The organism is Phenylobacterium sp., assembly GCF_030697925.1.
In the GTDB taxonomy this organism is placed as follows: domain Bacteria; phylum Pseudomonadota; class Alphaproteobacteria; order Caulobacterales; family Caulobacteraceae; genus Phenylobacterium.
The window spans coordinates 1-15,880 of the sequence record NZ_JAUYOJ010000111.1 but is presented as its reverse complement, the minus strand read 5'-3'; the positions used below and the strand labels follow the sequence as shown (position 1 = coordinate 15,880).

Annotated in this window: 22 protein-coding genes; 5 read left to right on the top strand and 17 right to left on the bottom strand. The window is 68.3% G+C overall.

Annotation, left to right across the window (positions count from 1 at the left end):
* Positions 1-242 (bottom strand): hypothetical protein (locus tag Q8Q88_RS10700; protein WP_305675181.1); only part of this gene is annotated, 242 nt, incomplete at its 3' end.
* The gene (locus tag Q8Q88_RS10695; RefSeq protein WP_305675180.1) at positions 229-1,998 is read right to left on the bottom strand and encodes an ABC transporter ATP-binding protein; all 1,770 of its coding nucleotides are present in this window, start codon (positions 1,996-1,998) and stop codon (positions 229-231) included. The genes Q8Q88_RS10695 and Q8Q88_RS10700, both read right to left, overlap by 14 nt.
* Positions 1,999-2,148: 150 nt before the next feature.
* Between Q8Q88_RS10695 and Q8Q88_RS10690 the strand changes: the two genes are divergently transcribed.
* The 3 genes from Q8Q88_RS10690 (at position 2,149) to Q8Q88_RS10680 (ending at position 3,741) form a co-directional block, all read left to right on the top strand.
* A complete protein-coding gene (locus tag Q8Q88_RS10690; RefSeq protein WP_305675179.1) occupies positions 2,149-2,541 on the top strand; it encodes a hypothetical protein in 393 nt (130 codons plus the stop codon).
* A gap of 45 nt (positions 2,542-2,586) precedes the next feature.
* Positions 2,587-3,012 carry a response regulator gene (locus tag Q8Q88_RS10685; RefSeq protein ID WP_305675178.1) on the top strand — a complete coding sequence of 142 codons (426 nt, stop codon included), beginning with the start codon at positions 2,587-2,589 and terminating at the stop codon, positions 3,010-3,012.
* Positions 3,013-3,075: 63 nt separating this feature from the next.
* Complete coding sequence (locus Q8Q88_RS10680) at positions 3,076-3,741, top strand: beta-lactamase hydrolase domain-containing protein (protein ID WP_305675177.1); 666 nt, start codon at positions 3,076-3,078, stop codon at positions 3,739-3,741.
* A 641-nt stretch (positions 3,742-4,382) separates the two neighbouring features.
* On the opposite strand, the gene Q8Q88_RS10675 is transcribed toward Q8Q88_RS10680, so the two are convergent.
* From Q8Q88_RS10675 to Q8Q88_RS10655, 5 genes are all read right to left on the bottom strand, one after another.
* Positions 4,383-4,622 carry a DUF4170 domain-containing protein gene (locus Q8Q88_RS10675; protein WP_305675176.1) on the bottom strand — a complete coding sequence of 80 codons (240 nt, stop codon included), beginning with the start codon at positions 4,620-4,622 and terminating at the stop codon, positions 4,383-4,385.
* 24 nt (positions 4,623-4,646) lie between these two features.
* A complete protein-coding gene (locus tag Q8Q88_RS10670; RefSeq protein WP_305675175.1) occupies positions 4,647-5,441 on the bottom strand; it encodes a 3'(2'),5'-bisphosphate nucleotidase CysQ in 795 nt (264 codons plus the stop codon).
* On the bottom strand, positions 5,441-6,772 hold the full coding sequence (locus Q8Q88_RS10665; RefSeq protein WP_305675174.1) for a TldD/PmbA family protein: 1,332 nt from the start codon (positions 6,770-6,772) through the stop codon (positions 5,441-5,443). The genes Q8Q88_RS10670 and Q8Q88_RS10665 overlap by 1 nt, the downstream gene beginning before the upstream one ends.
* 48 nt (positions 6,773-6,820) lie before the next feature.
* The gene (locus tag Q8Q88_RS10660) at positions 6,821-7,222 is read right to left on the bottom strand and encodes an MAPEG family protein (RefSeq protein WP_305675173.1); all 402 of its coding nucleotides are present in this window, start codon (positions 7,220-7,222) and stop codon (positions 6,821-6,823) included.
* Between the two features lie 84 nt (positions 7,223-7,306).
* The gene (locus tag Q8Q88_RS10655) at positions 7,307-8,815 is read right to left on the bottom strand and encodes a UbiD family decarboxylase (protein WP_305675172.1); all 1,509 of its coding nucleotides are present in this window, start codon (positions 8,813-8,815) and stop codon (positions 7,307-7,309) included.
* Positions 8,816-8,896: 81 nt separating this feature from the next.
* Between Q8Q88_RS10655 and Q8Q88_RS10650 the strand changes: the two genes are divergently transcribed.
* On the top strand, positions 8,897-9,121 hold the full coding sequence (locus tag Q8Q88_RS10650) for a hypothetical protein (RefSeq protein WP_305675171.1): 225 nt from the start codon (positions 8,897-8,899) through the stop codon (positions 9,119-9,121).
* A 3-nt stretch (positions 9,122-9,124) separates the two neighbouring features.
* Here the strand turns inward: Q8Q88_RS10650 and Q8Q88_RS10645 are convergent, their stop codons facing one another.
* Positions 9,125-9,463, bottom strand: coding sequence for an MmcQ/YjbR family DNA-binding protein (locus Q8Q88_RS10645; RefSeq protein ID WP_305675170.1), 339 nt, complete (start codon positions 9,461-9,463; stop codon positions 9,125-9,127).
* Positions 9,453-9,809, bottom strand: coding sequence for an MmcQ/YjbR family DNA-binding protein (locus tag Q8Q88_RS10640; protein WP_305675169.1), 357 nt, complete (start codon positions 9,807-9,809; stop codon positions 9,453-9,455). Before Q8Q88_RS10640 ends, Q8Q88_RS10645 begins: the two co-directional genes overlap by 11 nt.
* Before the next feature lie 150 nt (positions 9,810-9,959).
* Between Q8Q88_RS10640 and Q8Q88_RS10635 the strand changes: the two genes are divergently transcribed.
* Positions 9,960-10,223, top strand: coding sequence for a hypothetical protein (locus Q8Q88_RS10635; protein ID WP_305675168.1), 264 nt, complete (start codon positions 9,960-9,962; stop codon positions 10,221-10,223).
* Positions 10,224-10,311: 88 nt separating this feature from the next.
* Here the strand turns inward: Q8Q88_RS10635 and Q8Q88_RS10630 are convergent, their stop codons facing one another.
* Genes Q8Q88_RS10630 through Q8Q88_RS10595 form a run of 8 tightly spaced genes read right to left on the bottom strand, consistent with a single transcriptional unit; the run spans position 10,312 to position 15,792 of the window.
* Positions 10,312-11,088 (bottom strand): S1C family serine protease, encoded by a 777-nt coding sequence (locus Q8Q88_RS10630; protein ID WP_305675167.1) that lies wholly within the window; start codon positions 11,086-11,088, stop codon positions 10,312-10,314.
* A gap of 6 nt (positions 11,089-11,094) precedes the next feature.
* Positions 11,095-11,622, bottom strand: coding sequence for a hypothetical protein (locus tag Q8Q88_RS10625; RefSeq protein ID WP_305675166.1), 528 nt, complete (start codon positions 11,620-11,622; stop codon positions 11,095-11,097).
* Positions 11,623-11,672: 50 nt separating this feature from the next.
* Entirely contained in the window at positions 11,673-12,014 is a 342-nt protein-coding gene (locus Q8Q88_RS10620) for a VOC family protein (RefSeq protein WP_305675165.1), read from the bottom strand.
* A gap of 45 nt (positions 12,015-12,059) precedes the next feature.
* Positions 12,060-12,722: a methyltransferase gene (locus tag Q8Q88_RS10615; RefSeq protein WP_305675164.1), complete on the bottom strand. Its 663-nt coding sequence runs from the start codon at positions 12,720-12,722 to the stop codon at positions 12,060-12,062.
* Positions 12,723-12,751: 29 nt separating this feature from the next.
* Complete coding sequence (locus tag Q8Q88_RS10610) at positions 12,752-13,684, bottom strand: fatty acid desaturase family protein (protein WP_305675163.1); 933 nt, start codon at positions 13,682-13,684, stop codon at positions 12,752-12,754.
* Positions 13,684-14,313: a TetR/AcrR family transcriptional regulator C-terminal domain-containing protein gene (locus Q8Q88_RS10605; protein WP_305675162.1), complete on the bottom strand. Its 630-nt coding sequence runs from the start codon at positions 14,311-14,313 to the stop codon at positions 13,684-13,686. The genes Q8Q88_RS10610 and Q8Q88_RS10605 overlap by 1 nt, the downstream gene beginning before the upstream one ends.
* A gap of 43 nt (positions 14,314-14,356) precedes the next feature.
* Complete coding sequence (locus Q8Q88_RS10600) at positions 14,357-14,683, bottom strand: hypothetical protein (RefSeq protein WP_305675161.1); 327 nt, start codon at positions 14,681-14,683, stop codon at positions 14,357-14,359.
* Complete coding sequence (locus tag Q8Q88_RS10595; protein WP_305675160.1) at positions 14,680-15,792, bottom strand: IS5 family transposase; 1,113 nt, start codon at positions 15,790-15,792, stop codon at positions 14,680-14,682. Before Q8Q88_RS10595 ends, Q8Q88_RS10600 begins: the two co-directional genes overlap by 4 nt.
* Between the last annotated feature and the right edge of the window lie 88 nt (positions 15,793-15,880).

The window sequence follows — 15,880 nt, the reverse complement described above, 5'->3', positions numbered from 1 at the left end:
GCGATCCGCGCCGCGCCCCACGCACTCGCGCGCGCGACCGTGGGGATGCGCTTGAGCAGAGTCCAGAACGTGCGCAACACCGGCTTCAGCATCTTCCCAATCCAGACCGCGGCGCGCCACAGCGCGCGTAGCACGATGCCCACGAGCCGCAGCAGTTTGTCCCAGGCCGACACCAGCCGAGGTTCGAGTTTTTCCCATAACGCCTGCCAGCGGGCGTGAAACGTGCGTTCAGACGGCGACATAAGTTCCTCCCTGGTGCTGGTGCAACTGCCAGTAATAGCCCTTGAGGCCGAGCAGCTCGTGGTGCGTGCCCTGCTCGATGACCTGACCCTTGTCAAGCACGTAGATGCGGTCGGCGTGGCGCACGGTGCTGAGCCGATGGGCGATGAGAATCACGGTGCGGTCCTGGCAGATGCGCGCCAGGTTCTGCTGGATGATGCTCTCCGACTCGTAATCGAGCGCGCTCGTAGCCTCGTCGAAGATCAGCAGGCGCGGGTCGGCGATTAAGGCACGGGCGATGGCGATGCGCTGGCGCTGGCCGCCGGAGAGCCGCGCCCCGGCCTCGCCCACCAGGGTGTCGTAGCCGTCCGGCAGGTCGCCGATGAAGTCATGGGCCGCCGCCGCCGAGGCGGCCGCCTCGATCTCGGCCCGGGTCGCGTCGGGGCGGGCATAGGCGATATTGGCGCGGACGGTGTCGTCGAACAGGAAGGGCTCCTGGGTCACCAGGGCGATCTGGTCCCGCAGCGAGGCGAGCGTCACGTCGCGCACGTCGATCCCGTCGATGCTCACCTGGCCTGCGGTGGCGTCGTAGAAGCGCGGGATGAGGTTGAGGATGGTGCTCTTGCCGCCGCCGGAGGGGCCGACCAGGGCCACGGTCTCGCCCCGGCGGACCTCCAGGGTCACCTCGCGCAGGGCGGGCGGGCCATCGGCAGCGTAGCTGAAGCCGACGTCGGCGAAGCCGATGGTGGCCGCGCCGCGCGGCAGCGGCCTGGCGCCGGCACGTTCGCGCACCTCAGGCTGGACGTCGAGGGCGGTGAACAGCCGCCGGGCGGCGGCCAGGCCCTCGGCCATCACGGTCTGCAGGTTGGCGAGCTGGCGCAGGGACTGGCTCGCCAGGCCCAGCGCCATGATGAAGGCCACGAAGGCCCCGACGTTCATCGCTCCGGTCTGCGAGCGCCAGCCGGCGTAGGCGATAACCGCCGCGGTGATCAGCGTCATCAGCAGTTCGGTGGCCGGCGCTGCGCGGGCGCGGGCGTTGGCGCCCTTCACCAGATGCTTCTGGCGGCGCTGGACCACCTCGGCGACCCGGCCTTCCTCATAGTCCTCGCGGTTCTCGATCTTCACCACGCGGACGCCGTCGAGGCTTTCCATGATGGCGGTGGAGAGGGCCGAGGTCTCGGCCATGGCGCCCTTGGTGGCCTTGACCGTGCGGCGGGAGAACCGGCGCATGATCATGCTGGCCAGGGGGGCTGCGACGACCAGCACGAGGGAGAGCGCCGGATCGTTGCTGGTCATGACGATGAAGGCGCCAAGCAGGGTGAGCGCGTGCTGGGTGTAATTGATCACGCCGGACGTCGCGGCCTCGCGGATCAGCCCGGCGTCGTAGAGCACCGAGGAGACGAAGGAGCCGGAATGCTCGCTGCGCAGCCGCGCCAGGTCGGCGCGCACCAGCTTGCCGAACAGCTGCACCTGGACCTGGCCCACCACCTCGTTGCCGATGCGGTTGACCTGGGTGGCCTGGATCACCTGGGCCAGGGCCCGGCCGATGGCTAGGGCGGCTATGGTGACGGGCAGGGCCAGCAGGGCGCCGGGCTTGTGGTTGACCAGCAGATCGTTGATCGCCGGTTCCATCATCTGGATCAGGGTGGCGCTGAGATAGGCCACGGCCACGGCCGCCAGCATCGCCACGGTCCAGCCCTTCCACCGCGGCGTCATGTAGACGCGCGCGATCCGGCCGATCACGGCGCGGGTGGGCAGCTCGGCGGCGGGCTCGCTCATCGCCCTTGGGGTCGGCTGTCGGGGCTCCGAAGTCAAGGGAGGCCAACGGCGCCGCGGGACCTGTGACGTTTCGACTGAACGGTGTTCGACAGAGTTTATTGGGCGTTAAGGCCGCTCGTGCAGCTTGCGGGTCCAGGCGGGGAGAGCGGCATGCAGGCGCAGCGGCAGGCGGATGGCGGATTGGAAGCCAGCGCCGCGACGACGTTCGACGCCTTGGCCTGGGAGATCGAGTTGGCCGGCGCCCGCTGCATCTTCCTCGACAAGCTGATCGGTGAACTGATGAAGACCACGCCGGAGTCGGAGCGCACCCGCCTCATCGAAGGCATGCAGGCCGTCGACCTGCTCAGCCAGCACCTGACCGGCCTGTCGGCCTTCGCCCGCAAGGTCAGCGAGAACGTCTGCGACGAGGTGATGGTCCCGGTCCAGGCGGCCATCGACGACATCACCCTGGGCGTCCTGGCCGATCGCATGTCCACGGCGTTCGGCGGTGAAGAGATGGGCATCAACCAGGGTGACGACGCGGGCGACCTCGACCTCTTCTGAGATTTCGAACGTCCGGGCCATCCGTTCAGGAAGGGGTCTTCGACAATGCAATTCGACACCCGCGGCCTGAAGCTCATGGTCGTCGACCACGATCGCGCCGTCCTGGAGATGCTGCAGATCCGCCTCGAGGTCGCCGGCTACGACACCACCACGTCTCGCAGCGGCCGCGCGGCGCTGGATATCATGCGCAACACCCGCCCCGCCGCCCTGGTCATGGAGCTGGCCATCCCGGACATGGACGGGTTCGAGGTGCTCAGCGCCCTGACGCCGCCGGGCTGCAAGCCTCCGTTCCCGATCCTAGTCATGGGCCGCAAGCTGGGCGCGGAAGACATCCAGCGCGCCGTCAACCGCGGCGCGCGCGACTGCCTGACCAAACCGTTCAGCGGCGCCGACTTCCTCGACCGCGTGACCCGATTGCTGCGCAAGTCCGCGCCTCCGGCCGCGCAGATCCGGTCGACCGCCCTCGTCTAGCCCCTGGCGCTTCCGCTCGGCGCCCGAAACCCCTAGTTAGGGCGCGTGACGCAGGAACCTATCTTGGCCGATTTCGACCTCACAACGCCCGCCGGACGCACTTCGACCTATCTAGATTACCTCTGGAAGGATCACGCCTATCTGCGGCTGGGCTTCCAGAACGCCCATTGGATCAGCGACGAGCTGGTGCGCACCAACCAGCCCTGGCCCCATCAGCTGGCCGAGTGGAAGCGCCGCGGGATCAAGACCATCATCAACCTGCGCGGCGGGTTCGACGCCAGCTTCCACGCCCTGGAGAAGGACGCCTGCGAGCGCCTGGGCCTGACGATGGTCGACTTCACCATCACCTCGCGCGAGGTCCCGAGCCGCGCCCGCGTCCTGGGCGCCAAGGCGCTGTTCGAGAGCATCGCGTACCCGGCCCTTATGCACTGCAAGTCCGGTGCGGACCGGGCGGGCATCATGAGCGTCTTCTACAAGCACTTCCGCCAGGGCGTGCCGATCCGCGAGGCTCTGGAGCAGCTCTCCCTGAAGTACCTGCACGTGAAACAGGGTAAGACCGGGGTGCTGGATTACACCTTCGAACGCTACCTGGCCGAGGGCGAATCCAAGGGCCAGAGCTTCCTCGACTGGGTGGCGAGCGACGCCTACGATGAGGCTGGCATCAAGGCCGACTTCCGCAGCCAGATGTGGGGCCGCCTGCTGACCGAGGGCCTGCTGAAGCGGGAATAGGGCGCGAGCCCGCAACCCACCGTCCAGTGTCGACGTAACCGATTTCAGTCTTCGTCGGCCGAGCGCCAGGTGAACGAAGTCAATTCAAACGCGACGGCCAGTGGAAGGTTTCGGCGCGGCGGGCGTTCCGACATCCGGCACAACGAGGACCTCGACCGTGTCGGGCAGTCGCGCCGTTACGCTCGCCACACCGGCGGCGGCCGGCAAACTTATGATCATGGCCCCAATAGTCCATTGGGAGACCCCCATCGAACGCCATTGAATCCGGTACATCGAACCCCCCGCAAAACGAGCGACTTGTGTTCGATCACCTTATGGAGGTATCTCTGTGCAACCCTTAACGAAAGCCTGGATGTGCTGAGATACTCTGACGCATCTAAGACGATGTCAGGATAATCTTTCACGTCAGGCTGGAGTTCTAATATTCTTCTATATCGAAGCGGGAGGAATCTGAAGCAAGGGACGGCGCCTGGGTTATGCGGCGCGCGCCGGGTCGTCCACCCCCGTCGCGCAGGCCTCGCCCGAGGCTGGAGCCTTTTGGGTTCAAGTGGACTTGCCTGCGCCGCAGGCAAAGGCCCTAGCTCAAAGTGTTGGAGCGTGACGGGCGCCTGAATCGGCGCCCACTTCAGGCTGTCACGCCCCTAGTGCGTGTGCGGCTCGTCGTCGTGCGGATCGAGCAGCTTGTGGGCGTGGATGATGAAGTACCGCATCAGGGCGTTGTCGACCGTGGACTGCGCCTTGGCGCGCCACGCGGCGAGCGCCTCGGCGTGGCTGGCGTAGGCTCCCACCAGGTCGATCTTCGAGAGGTCGCGGAACTTTACGCATTCGACCTCTTCGAGTTCGCCGCCGATGACGAGGTGCAGGAGCTGTCTGTCGGGCATGGCCGGCTCATTTCCCAAAAACGATCAATTGCGGAGGGCGATATGCGAGACGCGCTCCAGGATCAATGGGGCGAGGCGCGGCGCGGCGCAGACGAGGCTCGGCTGCGCCGGTTTCGGGCCATTGTAGCTGAAGGGTCGGCCATGATGGTCGCCGACGAAGGCGCCGGCTTCCCGGGCGATCAGGTCGGCGGCGGCCAGGTCCCAGTCGAATTTGGGAACCAGGGCGATGGTGGAGTCGAAGGCGCCCGAGGCGATGGCGCACATCCGGTAGGCGGTGGAGTTGCGCGCCTCGATGCGCATGTCGGGCCAGGGCGTGGGCCAGGCCGGGTGGGCGAACATCCGGGCGTCGCCGACCATGCCGCAGCCCTCGACCTTGTCGCAGCTCGAGGCGTGGATCGAAAAGCCGTCGAGGCGCGCGCCGCGTCCGGCCATGGCCGTGTAGGTCTCGTCGAGTTGGGGCGCGAACACCACCCCGGCCAGGGGCAGCCGGTCTTCGACCACGGCGATCGACACCACCCACCATGGGCGGTCCTTCAGGAAGGACCGGGTGCCGTCGATGGGGTCGACCACGAACAGCCGGCGCTTGGTGAGGCGCGCGGGGTCGTCGGCGGTCTCTTCCGACAGCCAGCCATAGTCCGGCCGGGCGGCCGAAAGGCGTTCCTTCAGCAGGGCGTCGCAGGCCAGGTCGGCGTTGGTGACCGGGGAATCGCCGGCCTTGTACTCGGTGACCAGACCCTCCGCCCGCAGCCTGAGCGCCAGGGCGCCGGCCTCGTGCGCCGCCTCGGTGATCAGCGCCAGGTCGGCGGCGGCCACGGGCATCAGCGGCCGGCGATCGCCAGGCCGTCGACCAGGATCGAGGGCGAATTGGCCGAGCCGCGGATCTCCAGGTCGGAGCCGGGGATCAGGCGGGCGTAGATGTCGATCAGGTTGCCGGCCACGGTGATCTCGGTGACCGGATAGGCCAGCTCCCCGTTCTCGAACCAGAAGCCGGCGCAGCCCACCGACCAGTCGCCGGTATTGCCGTTCAGGGAGGGGCCGAACATCGAGGTGATGACCAGCCCGGTCTTGGCGTCGGCCATCAGGGCGGCCTGGTCCTTGGCGCCCGGACGCACGGTCAGGTTGGTGGTGGAGACGCCGGGCGGGCCGGCCAGGCCGCGCGAGGCGTGGCCGGTGGTCTCTAGGCTGAGCTGGCGGGCCGAGGACGAGTTCAACAGCCAGGTGGTCAGCACGCCGTCGTCGATCAGGCTGCGGGCCTGGTTGGCGACGCCCTCGTCGTCAAAGGGCGAAGAGCCGAGGCCCCGGCGGACATGCGGGTCGTCGACGATGTTGACGCCCTTGGCGAACACCGCCTGGCCCAGCCTGTCCTTGAGGAACGAGGTGCCGCGGGCGATGGACGGCCCGGAGATCGCCCCGATCAGAGGGCCGATCAGCGACGTGGCGAGGCGGTTCTCGAAGATCACCGGGGCGGTGGTCGAATCGATCTTGCGGGCGCCCAGGCGGGCGACGGCGCGGCGGGCGGCCTCGGCCCCGATGGTCGCGGGGGCCGGCAGGTCGGCGCGCCAGCGGGTGGAGCGGCCGTCATAGCCGCTCTCCATGGTCTCGCCCTCACCGGCGACCACGGAGGCTCCGATGGAGAAGGTCGAGGCGCTGTAGAGGCCGGAAAAGCCGCCGGAGGTCACCAGCCGCCACTGGCTGGACGAGGTGGAGGCCGAGCCGCCTTCGGAATTGGTCACCCCGGGATTGGCGCGGGCGGCGTCTTCGGCGGCGCGCGCGACGTCCTCGAGGGATTCAGGGCTGGGCTCATCGCCGTCATAGAGGTCGAGGTCGGGGAAGGGGCCCTGGGCCAGGCGATCCATTGGCGCGAGCCCGGCATAGGGGTCCTCGGGGGCGAGCCTCGCCATGGCTACGGCGCGCTCCACCAGCTTGGCGCGGGCGTCCTTGGAAATGTCGGAACCGGAGACCGTGGCCTGCCGCTGTCCCACGAAGACCCTCAGGCCCAGGTCGCGGGATTCCTCGCGCTCCACCTCTTCCAGTTCGCCCAGACGCACATTGATGCCCAGGGCTCGGCGCTCGGCGCCCACGGCTTCGGCTGCATCGGCCCCGGCTTTGCGCGCGGCGGCCACGATATCGGCTAACAGGCTCTCATCCATCCTGGCCATATGGCGGGATGCGCCGCCTTGGGCAAGCTGAAGCGGGCGCTAGACGATCGCGTTGAACAGCAGGGCGACGCTGGCGAACACATAGGCCAGCCAGGTCATGGTCATGCCGATGGTCCGGGCGAAGGAGGCCCCGCCGCTGCGCGATAGGCCGAAGGCGTGCAGCACCCGGCCCACGAACAGCACGAAGCCGGTCACGTGGATGGCCAGGGGCGCGGCGTCGACGACGGCCAGGACCGCGATCCCGATCAGGGCCGGCGGGATATATTCCGTGGCGTTGCCGAAGGCGCGGATGGCCTGGGCCAGTTCCGGCACGCCCTCGTCGCCGAGGGCGACCTTGTGACGCTGGCGCTGGCGTACCACCAGCAGCGAAAGCACCAGCAGCAGGATGAGATGCAGCCCAGTCCACAGCGCTGCCGCATGGCCCGAAGAGACGGCGTCCATGTGTGATGTTCCTCTATCGCCCCACGCGATGGCGCGCAGTTGTGCGCGTAACGACGCGAAGGGCAAGAGGTCGGGTAGGCGACGCTAGTCCGGCAGACCCAGCCGCGCCCACTTCGCGGTCACCGCCGCGACGGTCGCCTCATCCATGCCCAGCTTCTCGCCCCACTCGCGCTTGGTTTCCGGCGGCCACTTACTGGTGGCGTCGAGGCCGATCTTCGAGCCCAGCCCGCTCTCGGGCGAGGCGAAGTCGAGATAGTCGATGGGCGTGCCCTCCACGAGGGTGATGTCGCGGGCCGGGTCCATGCGGGTGGAGAGCGCCCACATGACGTCCTTCCAGTCGCGGGCGTCGATGTCGTCGTCCACGACGATCACCCACTTGGTGTACATAAACTGCCGCAGATAGCTCCAGACGCCCATCATCACGCGCTTGGCGTGGCCCGGATAGGCCTTCTTCATGGAGACCACGGCGATCCGGTAGGAGCAGCCCTCGGGCGGCAGCCAGAAGTCGACGATCTCCGGGAACTGCTGGCGCAGCAGGGGAATGAACACCTCGTTCAGGGCCTCGCCCAGCACGCTGGGCTCGTCCGGCGGCCGGCCGGTGAAGGTGGTGAGGTAGATCGGGTCCTTGCGCATGGTGATGGCGCTGACCTTGAACACCGGGAACTGTTCGACCGAGTTGTAGTAGCCCGTGTGGTCGCCGTAGGGGCCCTCGTCGGCGTACTCGTCCAGCATGACGTGGCCCTCGATGACGATCTCGGCCTGGGCCGGGACCATCAGAGGCACCGTCTTGGCGGCCACCAGGTCCACCTTGGCCCCGCGCATCAGGCCGGCGAACTGGTACTCCGACAGGGTCTCGGGCACCGGGGTCACGGCGGCCAGGATGGTCCCCGGATCGGCGCCGATCACCGCGCAGGCGGGCAGGGCGTCGGGCTTGCCGGCCGCCTTCCAGCGACGGTGGTGCTGGGCGCCGCCGCGATGGGCCAGCCAGCGCATGATCGTCCTGTCCTTGCCGATCACCTGCATGCGGTAGATGCCGAGGTTGTAGTCGTCCTCGCGCTCGTCCGACGGCCCCTTGGTCACCACCAGCGGCCAGGTGATCAGGGGCGCGGGTTCGCCCGGCCAGCAGGTCTGGATCGGCAGCCTGGAGAGGTCGATCTGGTCCCCCGTCCAGACCACCTCCTGCACCGGCGCCTTCTTCACCGTCGCCGGCCGCATGGACATCACGGTCTTGGCGAGCGGCAGCATGTCCCAGGCGTCCTTCAGGCCGCGCGGCGGCTCCGGCGCCCGCAGGAAGGCCAGCAGTTCGCCGACCTCGCGCAGGTCGGCCGCCGTGGTCCGCTCGCGGCCGTCCAGGGTCACGCCCATGGCCACCCGCTTCACCGTGCCGAACAGGTTGACCAGGCAGGGCATGGAGGAGCGTTCACCGTCGGCGCGGATGACGTTCTCGAAGATCACCGCAGGGCCGCCCTTGGCCAGCAGCCGGCGATGGATCTCGGTCATCTCGAGGACGGACGAGACGGGCTCGGAGACGCGGACCAGTTCCCCGGCCGCCTCCAGCTTGGCGATGAACTCCCGCAAGGACCGATAGGCCATGTCGTCTCCTGAACTCGGGCGGGAAGCTAGGGCGCGGGCGGGCTGGTGTCACGCCCGAGGGTTCCGTAACATCGCCGGGCCATGAAGCGCATCGATCTCGACGACTTGCCGCCCAAGCTCGCCCAGCTCCTCGCCAGCGTCGAGGAGGGCGAGGAACTGCTGCTGGTCCAGAACGGCGGGGTGGCCGGTCGGCTCACCGGCGGCGCCCCGGTCGCGGAGGCCCCGGCCGATCCGGAAGAGCCCACGAACGAACGCGCGGCGGAGGTGTTCGAGAACTTCCGGGCGGCCATGGAAGACGATTTCTAGGGGCTAGATCCCCGCGTCGAAGTCCTTCACCGCCCGCTTCGGCGCGATCTGCCGCCAGCGGGCCTCCAGGAAGCTCGCACACTCCGCCCGCTCCATCGGCCCCAGGTTCACCAGCATGCCCGGATAGTCCTTGTAGTGCGGGGTGATGTGGAAGACGTCGGGCCGAGCCTCCAGCAGCATCTCGCGCTCGTCGAAGCCGACACCGGTGAACATGGCCGTCTCGTCCGACAGCAGGCGGCAGAGGACCTTGCCGTTCACCTTGAACACCACTGAGCCCATGTTGAAGCCCTCCTCCGCGCCGGGGAGGGCGAGCGCCACGGCCCGCAGGGCCTCAGGCGTCATGGCCGACCCGCGCCGAGTCGAACTCCTTCACCACCTTCTTCGGCGCGAGCTTGCGCCAGCGGCGGTCGAGGAAGTTGCGGAACGACCCCGGATGCAGGCTCTCGATGCGGGCCAGCACGCTGGGATAGTCCTTGTAGTGCGGCGTGATGTGGAAGGTGGCGGGCTCGGCCTCCATGAGCATCTCACGCTCGTCGTAGCTGACATCCAGCAGGACCACGCTCTGGTCCTCCCGCCGCAGCCGCGTGAAGAACTTGCCATAGACCTTGAACGAGGGCTGGCCGTAGGAGGAGCCTTCCTCCGCGCCTGGGAAGGACAGGGCGATCTCACGCACGTCGTCTGGAGTCATGGCCACTCGCCTGCTTGGTCGGTGAGCTCAGATTGCGCCTCTCGGTGGAGGCGTCAATCAGGATCGCCGCGCCGCGAACCTCGCCCCTGATCGCGGGGCGCCGCCTTGCCGGGGACCGTCCGCGCCCGTATGACGGGGCAGGGGATAGACATGCGCAGGTTCGACATCTTGGCGGCTTCGGCCGGGCTGATCGCCTGCCTGGCCATCGGCAGGCCGACCCTGCCGTCGGCTGAGGAGCTGGCGGCGGAGACCTGGCTGCTGGAACAAGGCATGGAGGGTGCGCTCACCGAACTGAGCGGTTCCTTCGAAGCCTGCTACGCCGCGACCCTGCCCAAGCCGGGCGAAGCTGACGAACGCGCGCGCATGGTCCTGGCCGCCGCCTGTTACGGCGACGCTTCTAACCTCGTTGCATAGGTCGGCAGGATAAAGGACAGGGCGATCGAGGTCCCGGAGCCGGTGCGGCTGCGCGCAGAGGCGGCGGGCGCCGGGCGGGCGGACCGTCCTAGGACGAGGGATTCAGGGACAGGAAGGCGAAGGCGTCGTCGATGGGGATGAAGAAGTTGATGCCCCGGGGGGCGTCCTTCTGCCCGATGCCGGCCACCGTCACACCGATCACCTCCCCCCTCTGATCGAGCAGCGGCCCGCCGCTGTTTCCGGGGTTCACCACCACGTCACTCTGGATGAAGTTGTAGCCGCCGAGAATGCCGGTGGCAGACACCACACCGCGGGTCAGGCTGCCCTGCAGCCGCGAGTCCAGCGGTGTCCCGATCGCGAACACCGTCTCCCCAGGCTGCACCCCGCTGCGCCGCAGATCGAAGGGCTCGCGCCCGCGCGGGTCGGTCTTGATCAGGGCGATGTCGCGCCCCGCGTCCGAGCGAATGACCTCGCCGACGGTCTCCACGCCGTCCGACCACTTCACCTTCAGGAATTTGGAGGCGCCCACCACGTGACGGTTGGTCAACAGATGGCCGTCGCGCGAAACGAGGAAACCGCTGCCCATGCCCTCGCCGGTGAACAGGGCGACCACCGAACCAGAAGCCTCCGAAATAGGTCGCGCCGCCCCGGTTTGGGCCAGCGGCAGGGCGATAGGCGGCGCCGCGGTCGGACTTCTCAGCGCCGAGGGCGCGGGCCCCGCGGCGAGCACCGCGGTCCGGAAATCGTCCGACGCCGCCAGAGCTCGGACATTGGCGGCGAAAACCCCCTGCAGTATGGCGTCAACGATCTGAGTCCGAGGTTCCTTGTATTCCAGCCGTACGACCGTGGGGACCTTGGCGAGCACCTTGGACTACACCGGCGAATAGATCTGCCACTCGATCGACATCTGGGCGACGCCGAGCGCGGGAACATTGGCGAGCTCCAACTTCCGATCGCGCGCCGTGAGACCGCCGCACGCCATGATCGAGACGTCGGTGATCAGGGCCCCGACCTGGAGTTCGGCTCCGTCGTCCTCGTCGTCCTTGAACAGGTTGTTGGGGTCGCCGGCGACATTGAAGCCCAATCCGGTGAGTTCGTCGCGGAAGAGCCGTTCGACCACGGGGTCTTTCTTGAAGCCGTCCTGCGAGGTGTCCCAAGCCGCCTCGCTATCGACGGGACAGTTTCGACCCCAGAGGATGAGGGCCCAGGCTTGGCCGTGCTTCATGGTGTCGCCGACCCGAGCCAGCGAAACGCTGCGCGGCTTGGCGCCCATGGGCAGTGGCGCGGCCGTCACGGCCGGCGGCACGGCTTCCTCCAGAACCGACAACCTCGACTGCGCCGCCGCCGAGGATGCGCACAACATCATCAGGGCGCCGATCAGGCCCACGCTTCTCCGCATCGTCGCCCCCCAAAGGCTGCAAGTCCGACCCTCAATCAACCTCAAGGCGACTAACTCTCGGTAAAGACCGCCAGTTCGTTGCCGCTGGGATCGCGGAAGTGGAACCGCCGGCCGCCCGGGAAGCTGAAGATCGGTTTGACGATCACGCCGCCGGCGGCGATCACCTTGGCTTCCATGGCTTCCAGGTCGCGGGCGAACAGCACCACCAGCGGCTTGGCGATCTGGGACGCCGCGTCGGCGTCGAAACCGCCGTCGAGGCCCTCGCTATAGGCCGCGTAGGACGGTCCGTAGTCGGTGAAGCTCCAGCCGAAGGCCTTGGCGTAGAAAGCCTTGGTGGCCACGAGATCGCCGCCGGGCATCTCCACATAGTCGATCTTGCCGTCTTCGCGCATTCCGGCCTCCATAAAACTGTTCTGTATTTGTTCCAGGCTAGCGGCTCAGGCCGGGAGAGTCCAGACGCCGGTTTTCTTGATCGCGAAGTCCTCGAGTTCGCGGGTGGTCTCGACCTGGTACTCGGCCAGCTTCTCCAGCCCGACCTTTGGGAAATAGCTGCGGCCGGGATCGCCGATCAGCACCCGCACGCCGCGCACGTGGGCGGCCGCCAGCCAGTCCATGACCTTGGCGGCCAAGGGCTTCTCGTAGCAGATGTCCCCGGCCAGGATGACGTCGGTCTGTGGCGCGGGCGCGTCCAGCAGGTCGAGGCCGGTATAGCCGACGACGACCCCGTTGGCCTTGGCGTTCAGGTCCAGGGCCGCGCCGCAGAAGTCGTCGATGTCGGCGGCCAGCACCTCGTACGCTCCGGCCTTCATGGCGGCGATGGCGACGATCCCCGAGCCCGAGGCGAAGTCGATCACCCGCTTGCCGGCCACCTCCTCCGGATGGTCGAGGATGTAGCGCGCCAGAGCCTGGCCGCCCGCCCAGGCGAAGGCCCAGAATGGCGGCGGCAGGCCGATCTCGGCCAGGGCCTCCTCGGTCATCTTCCAGATCGGGGTGATCTCGTCGGCCAGGTGCAGGGTGATCTCCGGCGTGTGCGGAGGCTGCTGCAGGCGGGTGTTGGCGAGGATGAAGGCCTGGCGGCCCTCGAGCGAGGGGTCGATCATCCCGCCATCTAGCATGGCGGCCGCCGACTCTAGACCGGCTTCGACGACGCCAGGCTCAACACTTTCAGATAGCCGCCCGGCTCCACAAGCATGCGGTCGGTCACGCCCTTGCGCGCCAGGAGCTTGTGGGCGCGGGGCAGGCTGTAGCAGGGCAGGTGCATGAACATGTGATGTTCGCAGTGGTAGTTCACGTAGTAGGGCGCGATCAGCAGGCGCTCCAGCCAGCTGGCCTTGGTGGTGCGGGCCTGGCGCATGGGATCGGGCTCGTTCTCGTCGATGCAGGCATGCTCGGCGATGTTCCGCAGGCGGGTGACCAGCGGATACCAGGTGGCCTGGGGCAGGACCCACAGCACCGGCCACACCCACCACAGGCCGAAGGGCGCGGCGACCGCGGTGACGACGGCGCCCATGGCCAGCCAGCGGCGGTGGCGCTTGAACTCGGCGGCGAGGATCGGAACCAGGGGTTCGCCGGCCTTGCGGGCATTGAGCTTCTTCACGAAGCCGCCGAACCGGGCCTTGAAGAAGGTCTGGCCGGTGAGATCGCGGACGATCTTGCGCTTCAGGGACTGGCCGGTGATCGGGAACGGCGCCGAGAGCGTCAGGTCGGGGTCCTCGGACTGCTGGGCGAAACGGTGGTGGGTGAGGTGGTAGGGCCGGTACTGATGCACCCCGCCGCCGGTGAGCCATTCGCTCAGCCAGTCATTGAGCTTGAGGTTCTTGTGCAGCGCGCCGTGGGCGGCGTCGTGCATCAGTATGGCCAGGCCCAGTTGCCGCGCCCCAATGATCATCACCGCCAAGGGCAGGGTGAAGGGCCAGACGACGACCATGGCGCCGGCCGCGAAGATGGTCGCCCAGGCGTGGGCGATCATGGCCAGGCCCTTCCACGACGAGCGGCGCGACATGGGCGCCCATTCCTCGGCGGTGAAGAAGTCCTTCGGGTCGAGGCGGGTGGCGGCGGCCATCAGGCGTGTCCTCCAGGCGCGCGGGCGCCGATGCCGTCGTGGCGCAGCAGGGCCAGCATCTCGTCGACGGCGGCCGATCCGGCGACGTCGGTGGCGCCGTCGCGGAGCGCGACGCCGAGGGCCAGGGTCCAGAAGCGCCGGGCCGTCGTGGCTGGGTCGTCGCCGCCCGACCAGCCGCGCCGCTGGCGCGCCTCGGCATAGGCGCGGTCGCCCTGGCCGTGCAGGCGATCGAAGGTCCGCTCGATCAGCGGGGCGAGGTCCTGCCGCCGCCGGGTGAGGGACAGGGCGTCCACAAAGAGGGCGAGGCCCGGCGATCCGATCACGGTCTCGACCAGGCTGCGATTGTAGTCCGAACCTGTGACGGCGGACGCCGCGGCGGTCTCGGCCTGGCGCGCCACATAGAGCACCTCGCGGCAGGCGGCCTCGACGAACAGGGCCTCCTTGGTCCGGAAGTAGTAGGTGACCTGGCTGGGGAAGGCGCCGGCCGCCGCGGCGATCTCGGCCACGGAGACGCCGGCCAGCCCCTGCGCCTTGAACAGCTCCACCGCCGCGTCGAGCAGCCGCGAGCGCATGCGCTTGCCGGGCTCGCGCCTGCCACGCTGTTCGGCCAGGGATAGGACGTTCGGCATGGATTGTTTGTATGACATACAACTTGGACCGTCAAGGTGGGCCCTAGCAGGCTGTTGAAGAAGTCTCTCGGCGGGCGATGAAGTTGGCTTCGTCGCCGCGGTGGAAGCAGATTTGGCCCTTGAGGGAGCCGTCGGGCTGGCGGTCGGCCGAGCCGTGGCCTTGGGCCTCGTCCATCTCGTTGTTGCCGGTCCAAGAGAACTCGACGGCGTCGGTGTCGCCGCCGCCGAAGATCTGGCCGGTGACGCAGCCGAAGGCGAACTCGCCGGAGCCGTGGGCTTCGAAGAGGATGTAGGCGGGCTCCATCATGTCGGGATAGTCCTCGGTGTAGTCGGGCATCTCGACGATGCGCCACCTGCCGAGGAGGCTCATATCGCGGCGCCGAGGAGCTTGGGCAGACGGATGAGGTTGTAGGCCGCGAGCGCCAGGGTGAAGACGGCCTCGACCCTGGCGCGGCCTCGGAGCTTGACCTTCGCCAGGCCGGCGGCGCTCTTGGCCCAGCCGAACACCTCCTCGATGCGCTTGCGGCAGCGCTGGCTGACGGCGTAGCCCGGATGCCGGGTGGTGCGGCCGTCGACGGCGCTGGAGCGGGGCTTGCTCGTCTTGGCGGTCGAGCGGACATGGCCGTCGATGGCGACGTGCGGGGTGACCCGACGCTGGCGCAGGTCCCCGATGAAGCCGCGCACGTCGTAGGCCTTGTCGGCGCCCAGGGTGATACGGCGGCGGCCGGGCCGGCGGTCCAGCATGGCCAGCGTCGCTTCCCGCTCGGCGAAGCCGGTGGCCTGGGTGACGAGAGCGTCCACCGCCAGACCGTGGCGGTTCTCCATCAGGGCATGGCCCATGTAGCAGAGCTTGGCCGGCTGGCCGCCCTTCTTGTAGAGCCGGGCCTCGGGATCGGTCGTGCTCTGGTGCGTGTCGTTGGAGCGCTTCTCCTTATGGAAGCCGCGCTCGGCGTTGCGGCCGGGTCCCTCCGGGTCGTGGTCGGAGCCGTCCTTCCTGCGGAAGCTCTTCAGCGAGGCCCAGGCCTCGATCAGCGTGCCGTCCACCGAGAAGTGGTCCGACGACATCAGCCGCTTCACCCGCGGCTGGGCCAGGATGGCGCGCAGGAACTTCCCAACGATCTCGCCTTCCAGCAGCCGGTCGCGGTTCTTGCTGAAGCTCGAATGGTCCCAGGCCGCATCGTCCACCCCTAGCCCCACGAACCAGCGGAACAGCAGATCGAACTCCATCCGCTCCATCAGCTGCCGCTCCGAGCGGATGCCGTAGAACGCCTGCAGCAGCATCGCCCGCAACAGCCGCTCCGGCGGGATCGACGGCCGCCCCAGCCTCGGCGGATAGAGCGCCGCGAAGTCCTGGCTCAAGTCCTTGAGCGCCGCGTTTGCGATCTCCCGGATCGGCCGCAGCGGATGATCCCGCCGAACCCGCGCCTCCAGGTCCACGTACGAGAACAACGACCCCGTCCGCTCGTCAGACCCCCGCATGCTCAACCCTCAACCCTCAAGCCTCGCTCAAGGGAGTGAATCATGCCGAGTCCTGCACCGCCACGGACTTCTTCAACAGCCTGCTAGG